The organism is Candidatus Acetatifactor stercoripullorum (assembly GCF_944382095.1).
Classification (GTDB): domain Bacteria; phylum Bacillota; class Clostridia; order Lachnospirales; family Lachnospiraceae; genus Acetatifactor; species Acetatifactor stercoripullorum.
Genome location: NZ_CALWMU010000012.1, coordinates 37,536 through 54,173, shown reverse-complemented (window position 1 = coordinate 54,173; position 16,638 = coordinate 37,536). Strand labels below are relative to the sequence as shown.

Annotated in this window: 15 protein-coding genes; 14 read left to right on the top strand and 1 reads right to left on the bottom strand. The window is 43.7% G+C overall.

Annotated features, from left to right (window positions below; all coding sequences use genetic code 11):
- The 14 genes from SHK35_RS05395 (at position 1) to SHK35_RS05330 (ending at position 15,920) form a co-directional block, all read left to right on the top strand.
- Positions 1-1,554: a flagellin N-terminal helical domain-containing protein gene (locus SHK35_RS05395; RefSeq protein WP_318708967.1), complete on the top strand. Its 1,554-nt coding sequence runs from the start codon at positions 1-3 to the stop codon at positions 1,552-1,554.
- 21 nt (positions 1,555-1,575) lie between these two features.
- The gene (locus SHK35_RS05390) at positions 1,576-2,034 is read left to right on the top strand and encodes a flagellar assembly protein FliW (protein ID WP_318708966.1); all 459 of its coding nucleotides are present in this window, start codon (positions 1,576-1,578) and stop codon (positions 2,032-2,034) included.
- A gap of 1 nt (position 2,035) precedes the next feature.
- Positions 2,036-2,254: a carbon storage regulator CsrA gene (gene csrA, locus SHK35_RS05385; protein WP_318708965.1), complete on the top strand. Its 219-nt coding sequence runs from the start codon at positions 2,036-2,038 to the stop codon at positions 2,252-2,254.
- 367 nt (positions 2,255-2,621) lie between these two features.
- Positions 2,622-5,510, top strand: coding sequence for an HsdM family class I SAM-dependent methyltransferase (locus tag SHK35_RS05380; protein WP_318708964.1), 2,889 nt, complete (start codon positions 2,622-2,624; stop codon positions 5,508-5,510).
- Positions 5,507-6,163: a hypothetical protein gene (locus tag SHK35_RS05375; RefSeq protein WP_318708963.1), complete on the top strand. Its 657-nt coding sequence runs from the start codon at positions 5,507-5,509 to the stop codon at positions 6,161-6,163. Before SHK35_RS05380 ends, SHK35_RS05375 begins: the two co-directional genes overlap by 4 nt.
- 179 nt (positions 6,164-6,342) lie before the next feature.
- Complete coding sequence (locus SHK35_RS05370) at positions 6,343-6,765, top strand: flagellar protein FlaG (RefSeq protein ID WP_318708962.1); 423 nt, start codon at positions 6,343-6,345, stop codon at positions 6,763-6,765.
- Between the two features lie 20 nt (positions 6,766-6,785).
- Entirely contained in the window at positions 6,786-8,918 is a 2,133-nt protein-coding gene (gene fliD, locus SHK35_RS05365) for a flagellar filament capping protein FliD (RefSeq protein WP_318708960.1), read from the top strand.
- Between the two features lie 4 nt (positions 8,919-8,922).
- Positions 8,923-9,309 carry a flagellar export chaperone FliS gene (gene fliS, locus SHK35_RS05360; protein WP_318708959.1) on the top strand — a complete coding sequence of 129 codons (387 nt, stop codon included), beginning with the start codon at positions 8,923-8,925 and terminating at the stop codon, positions 9,307-9,309.
- Positions 9,309-9,782, top strand: a complete 474-nt coding sequence (locus tag SHK35_RS05355; protein ID WP_318708957.1) for a flagellar protein FliT — start codon at positions 9,309-9,311, stop codon at positions 9,780-9,782. The genes fliS and SHK35_RS05355 overlap by 1 nt, the downstream gene beginning before the upstream one ends.
- A gap of 248 nt (positions 9,783-10,030) precedes the next feature.
- Positions 10,031-10,843 carry a flagellin N-terminal helical domain-containing protein gene (locus SHK35_RS05350; RefSeq protein ID WP_318708956.1) on the top strand — a complete coding sequence of 271 codons (813 nt, stop codon included), beginning with the start codon at positions 10,031-10,033 and terminating at the stop codon, positions 10,841-10,843.
- A gap of 75 nt (positions 10,844-10,918) precedes the next feature.
- Complete coding sequence (locus SHK35_RS05345; protein WP_318708955.1) at positions 10,919-12,778, top strand: CgeB family protein; 1,860 nt, start codon at positions 10,919-10,921, stop codon at positions 12,776-12,778.
- Positions 12,779-12,786: 8 nt separating this feature from the next.
- On the top strand, positions 12,787-13,581 hold the full coding sequence (locus SHK35_RS05340) for a glycosyltransferase family protein (RefSeq protein WP_318708954.1): 795 nt from the start codon (positions 12,787-12,789) through the stop codon (positions 13,579-13,581).
- Between the two features lies 1 nt (position 13,582).
- A complete protein-coding gene (locus tag SHK35_RS05335; protein ID WP_318708953.1) occupies positions 13,583-14,779 on the top strand; it encodes a CgeB family protein in 1,197 nt (398 codons plus the stop codon).
- Complete coding sequence (locus SHK35_RS05330) at positions 14,760-15,920, top strand: CgeB family protein (protein ID WP_318708951.1); 1,161 nt, start codon at positions 14,760-14,762, stop codon at positions 15,918-15,920. Before SHK35_RS05335 ends, SHK35_RS05330 begins: the two co-directional genes overlap by 20 nt.
- Here the strand turns inward: SHK35_RS05330 and SHK35_RS05325 are convergent.
- Positions 15,889-16,392, bottom strand: coding sequence for a hypothetical protein (locus tag SHK35_RS05325; protein WP_318708950.1), 504 nt, complete (start codon positions 16,390-16,392; stop codon positions 15,889-15,891). The genes SHK35_RS05330 and SHK35_RS05325 overlap by 32 nt on opposite strands.
- Between the last annotated feature and the right edge of the window lie 246 nt (positions 16,393-16,638).

Genomic DNA, 16,638 nt, shown 5'->3' with positions numbered 1-16,638 from the left:
ATGAGAATTACCAATAAAATCATACAGAGAAATAATCTTTCCAACATCAACACAAATAAAATCTACCAGGATAAGCTGAGCACCCAGATGTCCACTCAAAAGAAGATCAACCGTCCTTCCGACGATCCTGTGGTGGCCATCAGAGCCTTACGGCTGAGAAGCAGTGTTACGGAGGTCACACAGTACTACAGCAAAAATATTCCTGATGCGGAAAGCTGGCTGAATGTGACAGAGGATGCGCTGAACAATTTGACAGATATCCTCACAGATATGATTTCCCAGTGCACCAAAGGATCCAATGGTGATCTAACCAGCTCCGACCGGGAAATCATCCTGGAGCAGCTTAAGGCTCTCAGTGAGGAAGTGTACAGCACAGGAGATGCGGATTATGCGGGAAGGTATGTGTTTACCGGCTACCGCACGGACACCTCCCTGAGTTTTACGGAGGAGCAGACCCTTCGCTATGATATCACAGAACAGATCGATAATACGGCGCTGGAGTCCATGACTAAGGTGAACATGGGTGATCTGCTGAATATCAATTCCGGTAATTACAATAATATGAACGTAACGGAAAATGACATTTCTTCGGTGGAGGTTTATCGGATTCAGCTGTCTTATGACGACTGTTATTCCGGAGCGGACGCTGCTCCCTCCATAAGCTTTCAGGTGCTGGATCGGGCTACCGGACAATACAACTGGGAGACCTGGGATGCTGCGGGTGGCGAGATTACCATTATGCATGCCAGCGACAAGAATCCGGATCCCTATACACAGGCGGCCAATGATCCCGATGCGGTTATCTATGTGCCGGAAACGGGCGAGCTGCTTTTGGGAAGTAACCGTCATGAAACTTTGATGGCTGTGAAGGATGACGGAACCACTGTGGCCAACGAGGGAGAAATCCGTGTCAGTTATCAGAAGGAAAACTGGGAGAAGGGGGATTTAAGACCGGAGCATTATTTCTACTGCCAGGCGGACGGGATTACTTACAATGCAGACTACTTGACAGGAAATGCGGTGCGCCAGGATATTGAGTATGATGTAGGTTTTAATCAGACCATAAAGGTAAATTCCACGGCGGATGAGTGTTTTCAGCATGGAATCGGAAGGGATGTGGACGATCTGGTAAATTCCCTTCAGGAGGTCATTGATATCGAAACGCTGATCACCGATCTGGAGAAGCTGCAGGAGACGGCTGTGGGAGCCGATGCGGAGAAGCTGCAGACCCAGCTGGATGCGGCAAATAAGGCACTGGCCCTTTCTAAGGATAAATGCCAGAAGCTGTTTGAGAAAGGCATTACCGTTTTTCAGGGATATCTGGATGATGCAAACCTGTGCATCACCAACTGCGGCACCAGAAGCAGTAAGCTGGAGCTGATCGATAACAGGATGAAGAACCAGAAAACCACCTTTGAGACGTTGAAGAGTGAAAATGAGGACATTGATATCACGGAAGTGGTTATTCAGCTTACCAGCGCGGAGCTGACATATGAGGCGGCACTGATGGCCACCGGCAAGGTGGTGCAGACCAGTCTGTTGAACTTTATTTAATCAAAGCGGATAGGAGTGCACATGAAGATTCATACAAGAATTTTTGGAGAGATAGAAATTGCAGAGGAAAAAATCATTACCTTTGAAAATGGCATTATCGGTTTTCCTGATTTGAAGCGGTTTACCCTGCTGCACGATGAGGCCAGAGGGACGGATGCGGGCATCCGCTTTCTGCAGTCTATTGAGGAACCGGGCTTTGCCATGCCGGTGATGGACCCCTTGATAGTAAAGCCGGATTATGACCCGGAGGTAAACGATGAACTGCTTGCCGCTGCGGGGGAAATTACCCCGGAGAATCTTGTGGTGCTGGTGACGGTGACGATACCTAAGGATCTGACCAAGATGACTGTGAACCTGCAAGGCCCCTTTGTCATCAATGCGGAGGAACGCAAGGCCTGCCAGGTGATTGTGGAGGGGCAGGATTATCCCGTAAAATTCCCTGTCTATGAAATTCTGCGGACGAGAAAGGCGGGTGAGTAGTATGCTTGCTTTATCCAGAAAAAAGGGCGAGGCGATTGTGATTAACAATAACATCGAGGTGACGGTTTTAGAAGTAAAGGGGGACCAGGTGAAAATAGGCATTTCGGCTCCCAGGGAGGTGCCCGTGTACCGGAAAGAGGTATATGCCCAGATACAGCAGGCAAATGAGGATGCTGTGAATGTGGAGGGCATGGAGGCGCTGCAGAACCTTTTAAGCTGACCGCAGACGAACCTGATAAGGAAGCCTTTAACGATAAGCAATAACGAAAACAGACACAGAGGCGTTGTTCTGGCAGATGAGAAATTCTGTCACGACGGCGCCTTTCTGATATTGCATTCTTTTTTCTTTTCTGGTATGATGAAGTCATCAAATCTTTGGAAAACGGATTTCTTTCATCTACTTTCTTACATGATTCCGGCTTTTCGCCAAAGTATCAATAAAATTAAAAAGCAGGCGGAAGGTGCATTTCGGTTTCTTCTGCGAAAGCCTGCTGCATTGCTGTGGATAATGGAAGGCAGATTGAGGAATCAAAGGTGCGGATTGGAATTTTGGAAAAATGAGAGCTGTAAAATAAGGAGACCATGATATGAGGACGATTGAAATTATCATCCAGAGACTAGGGTATAACAGATCGGAAAAATTGTTCTATTCATCTGATATTGACAAATGTGTTGATTTATCATGGCATGATAGAAGAGTGATGCGTGAATTGGCTCCTTATGCTTTTTATATTGTAGAGGGCAGTGTGCTTGCAGTTTTTTTTGATGATCTGCACAACAGGGCAGATGCGGAAATTCAGGGAAAAATATGGAATGCGCAAATGCCGGTTGTTATTTCCGATGAGGGAAACTGCGTTAAAATTTATAATGGGAAAAGTATGGTTTTGGATGTTAATAAGAAAATCAGATTGCGGGATATTACTGCATATGATTTGAGTCAGTGTGATGAAAGAAACGCATTTTCGTATTGGAATGTGACTAACAGTTTGGCATCAGACCTTTACGGAAAAAGTATGGGTAAAAAGAATTTAAATGAATTATTAATAGACAATCTTACATATATTACCCAAAAGCTGAAAGATGAATATAAAATCTCCTTTGCAAATAAGCTGATGCTGAGGGTACTGTTTATTCGATATTTGATTGACAGGGGCGTTAATATTGGATATAAGGGGCTTAGTGCTGATGTGAAACATTCACAAGCGGCGCTTTTGAATATGATTCAAAATAAGGATGAATTTTTGGGGCTGGTAAAATACTTAAAGGAAAGGTTTAATGGAAACCTCTTTGAAGTGGATGAGCAAACGGAAAAGGACGAAATAACAGAAGCTGCTCTTTGTATGCTGCATGATTTTTTGGCAGCTAAGGAAGAAATGAAAACAGGACAGCTGTGTTTATTTCCCTTTTATGACTTTAATATAATTCCCATTGAATTAATAAGCAACATATATGAGATTTTGTTGGGCAGGGAAAAGCAAAATAAGGATAAAGCATTTTACACACCGGAGTATCTGGCAGATTACATTGTAAATCGAACAGTTGGGAAATATCTTGCTAGTGAGAGTGAGTGCAAGGTGCTGGATCCTTCCTGTGGGTCGGGCATTTTTCTGGTTAAGTCGCTCCAAAAAATATTGGAACGTAATGCTGATTCCAATGGTTTTTTGCAGGATAGGGACAGAATCAATGCGCTGGTGAAAGAAAATATATATGGTGTAGACTATAATGAGGAAGCTGTAGATGTTACAATTTTCTCTATTTATATTACGCTCTTTGACTATCAGGACCCTAAGAGTCTGGAAGAGTTTAGATTACCTTTGTTAAAAAATGAAAACATTCTTTTCGGAGACTTTTTTGACGAAGAGAAGATGGAACCAATTCAAAATACAAGGTTCAAGTTTATCTTAGGAAATCCGCCATGGGGAAGTGTTAAACAGCAGAATTATAAAAAGTATTGTGAAGAGAGAAAGGTTATTGCGCAAAACGGTGAAATTTGTGTCGCATTTTTGCTTAAAACTCAGGAAATCGGAGATACAGATACAGAATGCAGTTTAGTGATTCCTTCGAAAATATTGTATAAGGGGAAAAGTCCTTCTGTGGCTCTAAGAAAAAGCCTGCTAACCAACACACAGCTGGAGCAGGTACTGGAAATTTCGGCGGTAAGAAAACAAATTTTTAAGGGTGCAATCGCTCCGGCAGCTGTGCTTTCTTTTTTGTGTAAAAAAAGCTCCCCGAATCATAAAGTGGAATATATCAGTCTAAAGCCTAATAAATACATGAAGTTATTTGGAATAATTATGGTGGAACCGGATGATGTTAAGTATGTAAAACAGACGTTATTCTTGGAAAATGATGATTTATGGAAGATATTGGTTTACGGTGGGTATTGGGATTTTGAATTGCTCAGCAGTATGCGTGAAAGATTCAGAACTATTAAGGATATTGCAGCTGAGCATAATCTGATAATGAAAAAAGGACTTCAGGATAATGACGGTGATAGGAAGGATGCTTCACATTTAGTTGGAAAAAAAATTCTGGATTCTGACAAGTCGATAGATCATTTTTATTTTAATGATAGATCATGTTCGATTTTCAGGAAAGATAAAATACATCGCCCTAGAACACCAGAGATATATATAGCACCATATGTTCTTTTTAAAAAGGGATTAGATTGTGCAGATTATTCTATAAAGGCAGTATATGTGGAAGAAGATTTCCTTTATCGTGAGACAATAAACTGCATAAAGGGCTCAGAGGCCGATAAAAATGTTTTATTAAATTTATGCGGTTTGCTTAATTCATCTCTGTTTTCCTATTTTAATTTAATGCTGGGGTCTTCGGCGGGGATAGAGAGAGAACAGGTTTTCCTGGAAGAATTAGCCGATTATCCATACACATATAGTGACGAGCTTGTCGAACTGGTTCAGGAAATGCAGAGGGAAGCATGCCATGGGCATAAAGATGAATTGCAGGCTAAATTAAACAAATGTGTTATGAAAATGTATGGCTTACAGGATAATTGGTTTGTTGATTATGTTCTGACTGTGCAAATTCCCATGCTTTGCGGAGCGTACCAAGAGAAAAGGTGCGATGTAAACATGATGAGAGAGTATGCTTCCATTTTATCTCACATATGGGATGAACATTTTGGGCAAAGTGAGGTGTATTATGCTGTAAACATTTATCCGGATATAAAAGGGAAATTTGCAGCCCTGGAAGTAAAATTTACTTTTGAGAAAACAGCAGCGAATATTTACATTGTTGATAGTGTTGACGATGATATTGACCTGCTTACTGATTTTATGATCTATCAGTTGAATGATTGTTTTTATCAAACGAAAAATATTATAGAATTTTCTGATGACGCTTTTGTGATTGTAAAATCGATAGAGGCTAAGAATTGGCATCCGGCAATGGCTGTAAAGGATAGCTATAAGGTTTTAAATACAGTGCTTCTGGGAAAGGAGGACTGTAAATGAGCGGTACGTTAAATAGGAAAATTTTAGAGAAATTGTATCGGGCAAATTTTGAGAAAATCACAAATTATATTCTTGAAATATGTGAGCTGGTTGCACAGGATTATGAGAAAAAGCAGTTAAAGCTGCCCAATGAAGAGAATATGATCAGAAGTATCATGCTTGAAGAATATATGAAAAAACAAAAATATAATTATGGGATGTCGAGTTACAGGTTTGAACTCGAAGTGCCTGAGCATTATGCCGGAAACGGGAGGCATGTCGGAAGAGTAGATATTCGTATTCTCTTAAAAAGTGATTTTGAAAAGGAAGACGCGTACTATATTATAGAATGTAAGAGAATTGACGGAACAGCCGAATTGAATAAAAAGTATGTAAAAGAAGGTGTTGCCCGATTTGTTAATCAAAAATACTCTTCTTATTATGGCAGAAATATAATGCTGGGATTTGTTGTAAAAAAGCTTGATGTGTCTGCCAATGCCAGGCTGATTGAAAAGATTCAAAATTCAGATTCAAACCAGCATATGCACGGTAATTTTCAGCTTGTTGGAAAGGAAGGCGCGACAGAAAGTTATAAATGCATGTATCAGATACAGTCTGGCCAGATAGAGCTGCGTCACATATTTTCAGACTATTCAAGTATTATACAGCATTGAAACGGTTCTAAAGTAATTGCAAATGAGAAAGGAGAAGTGTGATTTTTTTGCACTTCTCTATTAATTTTTTGAGAAGATTTTCCGATAAAATCTGTAGAAACTTGGTTTTGACTTTTTATGGACTACAGAACAAGCGGTGTAAACGGAAAGCACCGTATTTTCACACGGAGGTGACTAAAATGGCAGTTGAACCATTAGGAAGTGTAATGAGTGTGCAGGCGCAGAGTGCGACGGTGCAGAAGCAGACCACCACAGAGAGACCGGAGATGACGGCGAACAACGTGCAGCCGGTGGAAAAGGTAGACAAAACCACGGCGGTGGTGGAAAATTCCCAGAGCAAGGGGCAGGCAGACAACACTGCTTCCCAGGGGCAGGAGCAAACCAATATGGAGCAGATCAAAAAGGCCCTGGAAAAGCTCAATAAAAGCATGGATCATGCGGAGGCTGTGTATGGCATCCATGAGGGAACCAACCGGGTTATGATCAAAATCATAGACAAAGACACGAAAGAAGTGATTAGAGAGCTGCCACCCGAAAAGACATTGAATATGATTGCCAAGGTGTGGGAGCTGGCGGGACTTTTGGTGGATGAAAGAAGGTAAAAGAACAGGAGGATTTTAATATGGCATTGCGTTTAACCGGACTGATGTCTGGAATTGATACGGAAAGTGTCATTCAGGAGCTGGTGGCTGCAAAGCAGACCAAGGTGGATGATGCAAAAAAAGCACAGACCAAGCTTTCTTGGAAGCAGGACGCCTGGAAGGCACTGAATACAAAATTAAAGAATCTTCAGTCAAAATATCTGAGTGTTATGCGTTTCTCAGACTCTTACAGCAAGCGCACTACATCGGTGTCCAACAGCAGCATTGTCAGCGTGATTACCGGTGATAATGCGGTAAACGGCGTACAGTCCCTGCAGGTGAACCAGCTGGCGAAAACCGGATATCTTACTGGAAAGGACATAGCGGGAGCGGATGGCTCGGAGCTGACGGCCCTTTCCAAGGTAGGAGACATTGATGGAGGTCTTGCAGCGGGAGAGACCGGCGTGATCACAGTGACGGCAGGAGACAAAAGCGTGGAGATCACCATAAACAGTGAGACCACGATTTCTGATCTTTTAACCCAGATTCAGGATGCTGGGCTCAATGCAAACTTTGACGCAAAGCAGCAGCGGTTTTTTATCAGCTCCAAGGAGTCCGGCGCAAGCAATGATTTCAGCATCACTGCGTCGGATGCAAACGGAGATAAGGCCCTTGCCGCTTTGGGACTGAAGGTAAACTTAAACAGCGATGAGGCTACTCTGAAAGAGTATACAGAATGGGCCGCCTACTATAAGGGAGATAAAGCTGCAACTCTTGCTGAAATCAATAAAAACAAGTTAATTGACAAAGCAGTGGCTTCCCGGGTAAACTCCTATCTGGAACAGTATAAGAGCTTGGCGGCCTCCCGGGATGCGGCGGAAAAAAAGATTCAGGAGATTAACGACAAATATGCGGGCACTACTCTTTTACTCGCAGATGAGTATGCTTCTCAGCTGGAGGAAAAGAATGAGCAGATAGCACAGCTGGAAGAGAGTATGAAGAATATGGAAGGGGATGACCTTGCAGATGCCCAGAAACAGCTGGATGCTCTGAAGGAAGAGGCAGAGGAAATCACTGCCAAAAAGACGGATGCGGAAACCCTGGCTGCCCAGCAGAAAAGTGTGAGCGATATTCAGGATCAGATGAATGAGATCGAGAAGTACGTGACGATTACGGAGGGAGTGGACAGTGAAGGAAATCCTACCTACAGCGCAGTGGAAACGGCTAAGCTCAGGTCAGAGGTGGAGGATTCTTATTATAACAAGGCTGCCTATGCCCATGAGGTGATAGAAGATTATGAACTTAATGGAAGTGCTGATACCGGAGCTACCAAGGTGTCCGGACAGGATGCGGAGATTACCTTAAACGGCGCTGTGTTTACCAATAATACCAATGTGTTTGAGATTAATGGCCTTACCTTTACGGCGTTAAGCGAGACAAAGGACGGAGAGAGCGTCACCATCACTACTCAGGACGATACAGAAGGCATCTACGATATGATAAAGGATTTCCTGACGGAATATAATTCTATTATCAACGAGATGGATAAGCTGTACAACGCGGATTCTGCCTCCGGGTATGAGCCCTTGACGGACGATGAAAAGGACGCCATGTCTGAGAGTGAGATTGAGGATTGGGAGACCAAGATCAAGGACGCCCTTCTGCGCAGGGATTCCAATCTCTCCAGTGTAAGCTCTGCTTTGAAATCTATCATGTCTGCGGGCATCGAAGTGAATGGAAAGACTATGTATCTGTCTGACTTTGGCATCAGCACTTTGGGCTATTTTGAGGCGGCAGACAATGAGAAGAATGCTTATCATATTGATGGAGATGAGGATGATGAATATACCTCAGCCAATGCAGATAAGCTTCTTGGCATGATTTCCAACGATCCGGATACGGTAATCTCCTTCTTCTCACAGCTGTCCAGAAACCTTTATTCCGAGATGACGGAACTGTCCTCCTCGGTGGACGGCTACCGAAGCTATGGCAGCTTTTATGACGACAAGAAGATGAAGGAGGACTATGACGACTATACCACTCAGATTGCGGAGCTTGAGGAAAAGCTTGCAGATTACGAGGATAAGTGGTATGCTAAGTTTGCAGCGATGGAGACGGCTTTGGCAAAACTGCAAAGTAACGTCAGCGCTGTGACAAGTTTACTAGGAGGTTGACCATATGGCATTGCCCAATGCTTATGCCCAATATAATAACAGTAAGATTCTGACGGCGTCTCCGGCAGAATTGACCCTGATGCTTTATGAGGGGGCTATCAAATTCTGCAATATTGCAGAAACAGCCGTAGAGCAGAAGGACATTCCCAAGGCTCATTCCAATATTCGCAAGGTAGAGCAGATCATAGAGTATCTGCGCCAGACTCTTGATATGAAATATCCGGTAGCCCAGGACTTTGACCGGGTATACGTGTACCTGGAGCAGCGCCTGGTGGAGGCAAACATAAAGAAGGATAAAGGGATACTGGCAGAGATCAATACGCATCTGCATTCTATGCGGGATACGTGGAAAGAGGTTATGCGTATTAACAGGGAGAAAGGAATCGTATAGTGGAGACACAGCTGGATATTTTATCGGAAACGCTGGATAAAAAGCTTCTGGTTCTGAAAAGAATACAGGAATACAACAAGGTTCAGGAGCAAAGCTTCCAGAATGGCCAGGCAAAGCTGCAGGATTTTGACGAAGCGGTGGAAGAAAAGGGCAGACTGATAGAGGAGCTTAACCGGCTGGATGAGGGCTTTGAGCTTTTGTATGAAAGGTTAAGCCAGGAATTAAAGGATAACAGACAAAAGTATGCCCGGCAGATCAAGGCTTTGCAGCAGAAGGTGGCTCAGGTGACGGACTTGAGTGTTGTCATCCAGTCTCAGGAGCAGCGGAACAAAAAGCTGGTGGAGGATTTTTTTGCCGGACAGAAGGCGCAGATCGGCAAAAACAGAAAGACCTCCAAGGCGGCTTACGGTTATTATAAAAGCATGAGCGGCGGGAATTTTGCGCAGCCACAGTTTATTGACGATAAGAAGTAGAGGAAAGGGGCTCAAAAAGTTATAAAAAATTTGAAATAGCCCTAAAGTAATTTCAAAATTGTCCGATAACTAAATCAAGAAAAGCAAAGGGGTTTCGCCCCAGCTTTTTAAAATGTAGTTTCGAAGCAATCCGCACAATTGCAGAGGGATTACAGTAAATTGCCGGGAGGCGATGTGTGCGAATCGTGCAAACGGCAGAAAGCAAATGGCCGCATGGAAGCGGTGTCATATTCAAGGAGGAATAAATTATGGTAGTAAAACACAATCTACAGGCAATGAACTCTAGCAGAATGTTAGGCCTTAACACTTCTACTCTGTCTAAGTCTACTGAGAAGCTGTCTTCCGGTTACAGGATTAACCGTGCAGCAGATGATGCGGCAGGACTTTCCATTTCCGAGAAGATGAGACGTCAGATTCGTGGTCTGACTCAGGCTTCTACTAACGCTCAGGACGGTGTATCCATGGTGCAGACCGCTGAAGGCGCTCTGAATGAAGTTCACGATATGCTGCAGAGACTGAATGAGCTGGCAGTGAAGGCAAACAATGGTACCTTGCAGTCGGAAGATATTACCTACATTAATGATGAGGTTAAACAGTTGGTTTCCGAGATTGACAGAACTGCTCAAAACACCACGTTTAATAAAAAGAGCTTGCTGACAGGTGGTACTACTGTTTCACTTCAGGTTGGTGCAGAGTCCGGACAGATGATTACGTTCGACTTGAGTAAGATGGATGCAAATGGTATTGGTGTTAGTAAGTTGACGGCCACCAATAATCATATTAGCTCAGGTGATGCAATTAAGGTGATTGACGATGCAATTCAGTCTGTTTCCAGATTCCGTTCCAGCCTTGGTGCTATTCAGAACAGATTAGAGCACACCATCAATAACCTTGACAATGTGGCTGAGAATACCCAGGCTGCAGAGTCCCGTATCCGTGATACAGATATGGCTTCAGAGATGGTTCAGTACTCCAACAACCAGATTCTGGCTCAGGCAGGACAGGCTATGCTGGCGCAGGCTAATCAGGCTAATCAGGGTGTATTGGCTTTGCTGCAGTAAGAGATTATGTAAATCATTGGTGGAGTCGGCTAAATGTCGGCTCCATTTTTTGTATAAAACTACCAGGAACAGATTATGAAACAAGTGACAGATGAGATTGTCAGAATCTTGCATATTCAAACCAATGAAATTTCAATATTAGATATCCCCAGAGTTCTGGATACTCAGGGATATGAGGTCTATCAGGGAAATTTTGGACTTCATGCGCAGAAGTATGAGGCGGCAGGCTGCAGGAGGATTATAGCTGCTATAGAGGATTTAAATATCCAGTGCGTGGTTTCTTATGATTTTATCATTACCATTGCCCAGGCCTGCTTTGAGGCAGGGATTCCCTATGCATCATGGGTGTACGATGCGCCCCAAAAAGAGCTGTATACCCATTATGCCATGTATCCATGTAATTATATTTTTGCATTCGATAAAATGCAGGTACGCAGACTGAAAGAGATTGGAATCAGGCATGTGGTTCATATGCCCCTGGCAGTGGATGGGGAAAAAGTAAAAATGGTGACGGACACCATTGGAAAGAAAATGAAAAAGGGATATCAGAGCCAGATTACCTTTATCGGACAATTATATAATAAGGGGTACGATGAGAGCTATTTACAACAAACGGATGAGGATTGCCAGCAGCAGGTGAATCAGGCCATAGACGCTTGCTTTCTGAAATGGGATAAGAGTGCGAGTGTGTATGGGCTACTGAGTGAAAAATGCGCTGCAGCAATGGGAGAGATAGAGGGGCATAAGGTACAGTATTATTATCCTTATATGTCAGAGCAGTTTTTTTATGAAGCCCTTTTTGTGTGCAGAATCCTGGCCAACCGGGAGAGGGTTCATGTTTTAAATAAGCTGGCGGAACACTATGAAGTTATTTTCTATACCAATGATGAGAATACAGAGCAGCTGAGCGATAGGGTCAAAGTGAAACCGGGGATGACCTATGATGTTTTATCCCATATCTACCGAAGGAGCAAAATCAATCTGAATATGACCCTTCACTGCATAGAAACGGGGGTGCCCCAGCGGGTGTTGGACGTGATGGCCGCAGGCGGTTTTATGCTGAGCAATTATCAGGAAGAGCTGGAGGAGATGTTTGTTCCCGGGGAGGAGATTGTTCTCTATCACAATGAAGAAGAGCTGATGGAATATGTGGCCTATTATCTGGCTCATGATGAGGAAAGAGAGCGGATTGCACAAAAAGGACGGGAAAAGGTACTGCAGAAGTATGATTTCAAAGGGGCGCTTGCGAAGGTTTTTCAATACGTGAATCAGGAAGAGAGAGACAGGCAGGAAAGCTATATCGACATACAGGCTGAGGAATTGAGGAAACAGGTGAATCAGCTCCTGGCACAGAAGGAGGAACAGAGATATCAGCGTCTGTATACGCTTCTCACGGATAGGAAATATGATACTACAATCAGGAAATTTACAGATTTGCACACAGTGCGGCTGATGGCGGAATTCAGCCGGAATGAGGCGACAGGCGGCAAGAGATGGATTTTTGAAGATGTAGATAATATACACCAGGCCGAGCACAAATATGTAAGCCTGAAGCATGCGTTATGGAGAATTGAGCAGGGACTTCCCTATGAGAAATGTGTGGAAGCTGTAAAAACCATGAGACAAAAAGGAATCTCAAAGTGCTTTATTGCATGGATGATTTGTGCCAACCTGCGGGAGCGGGAGGATACCTTTGTGAAAACCACCGGACTGTTGGCGGAATATAGCAAGGTGGAGGCCATAGAGCTTCTGACCTATGGCCTGCTGTTTCTGGAAAAGAGCCAGAAGCTGCTAATGCAGAAGGCTGATTTATTGATGGAGCTGAACCTGTGGGAAGAGGCCTTGAAGACATTGCAGGCGATAGAGGAGCCCGACGGGGAGGTGGCGGAGGTTATCAGAGAGCTTTCTGAGGCCTTGTATGGAGTGAATGGATAGAGAAGACTATGGATGAGAAAAAAATCAGCTTTATTATGTGCACCAACAATGAATATTATATGCGGGAGTGCAGGCTTTATTTGGACGAACTAATTATCCCGGACGGATATGAAGTGAATGTGGTGGAAGTGACCGGGGCCAAATCCATGGCTGCAGGCTATAATGAGGGAATGCGGAAAACGGATGCGAAGTACAAAATTTACATGCACCAGGATGTTTTTCTGATAAACAAGAGCTTTCTAATCGATTTGCTCTCAGTGTTTCAGCAGGATGCTTCTATTGGCATGGCAGGTATGGTTGGAACACCCTATCTAATAAAGGACGGCACCATGTGGCAGGGAGTCCGGTTTGGCTTTTTCTACAGACTGAGGGAGCTTGTGGAAAAGGATCTGGTTCATCGCTTTTATCCCTTTGATGAGGGATATATGGAGATGGAGGCTGTAGACGGTCTGCTGATGGCAACGCAGTACGATATCCCATGGAGGGAGGATCTCTTTCAAAAATGGGATTTCTATGATGTGTCTCAGAGCTTTGAATTTTTAAAGGCCGGTTATAAAGTGGTGGTGCCCAGCCAGAATCCGGAGTGGTATATTCATGACTGTGGGGTTCCTAATTTGTCCAACTACAGCAAGGAGCGCAGAAAATTCCTGGAGAATTACGCAGAGTATATGGCAGGCCGTCAGAATCAGACATGGGAAGATTACTTAGAACAGGTACGGGTAAAGGTATCAAAAGGTTTTCATGGTTCAGAAGTGGAACGGGAACGACTACTGCAATTATTGGATGGATTGACGGATGAGTGAAATGGACAGATTCAATATTTGCTATTTGGAATGGAACAGCTTCTGCGATAGGGATATGCCCGCTGTATTGCGAGGGCTGGGACAGAATGTAATCAAAATACACTTTGAAGGATACCGGATGAAAGAGGAAGAAGTCGAGAGACTGCTGGAAACAAGTCTGGGACAATCCTCCTGCGATTTCCTTTTTTCCTTTAATTATTTTCCCGCTGTATCTAAATACTGCGCAAGCCATCATGTGAAATATGTATCATGGGTTTATGACAGCCCCCATATTCATGTGTATTCCTATACGGTACTCAATCCCTGCAATTATATCTTCCTTTTTGACTATGCCATGTATGAAGAACTACGGAGCGCCGGAATCCAGACCGTGTATTATATGCCGCTTGCAGTCAATGATGTAAAACTGGGCGCCCTGCAGAACGGATTGGAGCAGAGAAAGAAGTATGCAGGAGAGATTTCCTTTGTGGGCTCATTGTATACCGAGCCGAAAAACCGGTTATACGATAAATTCCGAAGCATCAGCGGATATGCCAGGGGTTATCTGGATGGACTGATACAGGCGCAGCTGCATGTACAGGGATACAATTTCCTGCGGGAGATGCTTTCCAGAGATATTGTGGCGGAGATGCAGAAAGCCTATCCCACGGATCCCAATGCAGAGTCAGCCATGTCTCCAGAGGAAATCTATGCGGATTATGTGCTGGCGAGACAGGTAACGTCCATAGAGCGCCGGGAAATTCTGGAAAAGCTGGGAGAGAAGCACAGTGTAAATTTGTTTACCTATGACAGAAGCGTCTGCATCTCCGGCGTAGAAAATAAAGGTGCGGTGGACTATGATACAGAGATGCCATATGTATTTATGAATTCCAAAATCAACCTGAACATCACACTGCGCAGCATCAAAACAGGTATCCCTCTTCGGGCATTTGACATTATGGGCAGCGGTGGATTCCTGTTGACCAATTATCAGGAGGAGCTGTTTGAGTATTTTGAGGCGGATAAGGATTTTGTATATTATACGGATTATGGGGATTTGACGGAAAAGGTGGATTATTATCTGCTGCATGAGGAAGAACGGAAGCAGATTGCGCAGAATGGCTGCAGGAAGGTGCGTGAGCAGCATAATCTGAGGCTGCGGGTGCAAAGTATATTGGATATTATGACGGGAGAGGGAAATGAGACTGTTGCTGTATGACATGGGAGCTTATACCCAGCATGATATCATGGAAACACTGGATTGCATGGGCATAGCTTATAAAAATATCCTTTATAAACTAAAAGATGTTTCCAGGGATGCTTATTTTGAAAAGCGGGTAAAGGAGCTGCTGGCGCAGGATTCCTATGACGCGGTGCTGAGCGTAAATTATTATCCGGTATTGGCTGAGATTTGTCATGAGAAGGAGCTTCTCTATCTGTCATGGAGCTACGACAGCCCGTTGAGCAATGAAAAGATAAAAAAAACGCTGTGGTATAAGACAAATTATGCTTTTTTCTTCGACAGAGCAGAGTGCGTGAAATATTGGAGAAAAGGATATGGGAATGTTTATCACCTGCCGCTGGCTGTAAATACCGGACGGCTTGATAAAATAAAGCTGACAGAAAAAGAGAAGCAAAAATATCGTACAGAGATTTCCATGGTGGGACAGCTGTATGATGCACAGCTGGAGGTACTGATGACGCCTCTGAACGATTATGAGAAGGGCTATCTGACCGGAATCATCGAAGCACAGATGCGGCTATATGGCTGTTATTTTCTGCCGGAGGTTCTTACAGAAGAATTTTTAACTAGAATAAATGACAGATACGAAGCGCTGGGGCAGAAGAATATTAAGCTGGGCCGGGAAGGGCTTATTTTATCGGTGGCAAAGCATATTACGCACATGGAGCGGCTTTTGCTGCTGGATGTTTTAAGCGAGCATTACCAGGTACAGCTGTACGGGCCGGACAATCCGGAGAAGCTTTCTAGGGTACGATGGCGTGGCTCAGCGGGATATTTTGATGAAATGCCGCGGATATTTAAGCAAAGCAGGATTAATCTGAATGTTTCCTTAAAGTGCACAGAGTCCGGCATTCCCCTACGGGCGCTGGATATTATGGGCTGCGGGGGATTTTTGCTTACGAATTATCAACCGGAGCTGGCAGAGTATTTTGTGGATGGCGAAGATTTGGCGGTATATACCAGTCTTGAAGAAGCAGTAGAAAAATGTATATACTATTTGGAACATGAAGAGGAGCGCAGACAGATTGCGCAGAACGGTTACCGGAAGGTATGTGAGCAGTTTGGCTATGAAGACAGACTTCGTACTATCCTTCGGACAGCAGGACTTCTCGTGTAAAATCAGCCCATATCAGCGCAAAGGACTCTCTTGCCTGGGGGGAATCTGGCACTTCGGGTGGAATTGCTCCCAGAACCTTGTAATAAAGCAAATCCGGGTAAAGAACGGGTAGATGATGATTCATGCCGGTGACATCATAAAACAGCATGGACAGGCTGATTTTCTTATGAAGAAGTCCGGCATATTCCGGTTTGTTTCCCCATATGAGGTTCAGGTTTTTGGTGGGGAGCATGCTGAGAGCAATTTCTCCCGCCTGTGTACGAAACTGGAAGCCTGCCAAATCCAATGTAATCAGGACATCAGGCTGCAGTTCGTTTATCTTTTGCAGGTATTTATGGTCAGGCATGCAAAAGCTGATATCAAGAATGGTTACGGAATGACCATCAGATTCTAAAGTAGATTGAATCTGATGGCTGGCAGTGGTATGGTAAGAATATTTTGCTGATTCCGTTAAAATAATGATTTTCCACATGGCAAATCTCCTATCGGGTGTTCTTGTATTGGGGAAAGTCAGAGTAGTGCTTTTCCAGCAAATTGTGATATTTTTGCATAGATACCTTGATGTTTAAATTATAAGAATATATCGGAAAGGTAAAATCAAAAAATAATATGAAAAGCAAAGTTTATGGATAACAAGAACGAAATTTATGAGAATTCATTTTGGATTCTTCCTTATAATCATCTTTTGTGTGACAAAATTATGCACATTATATCGGAA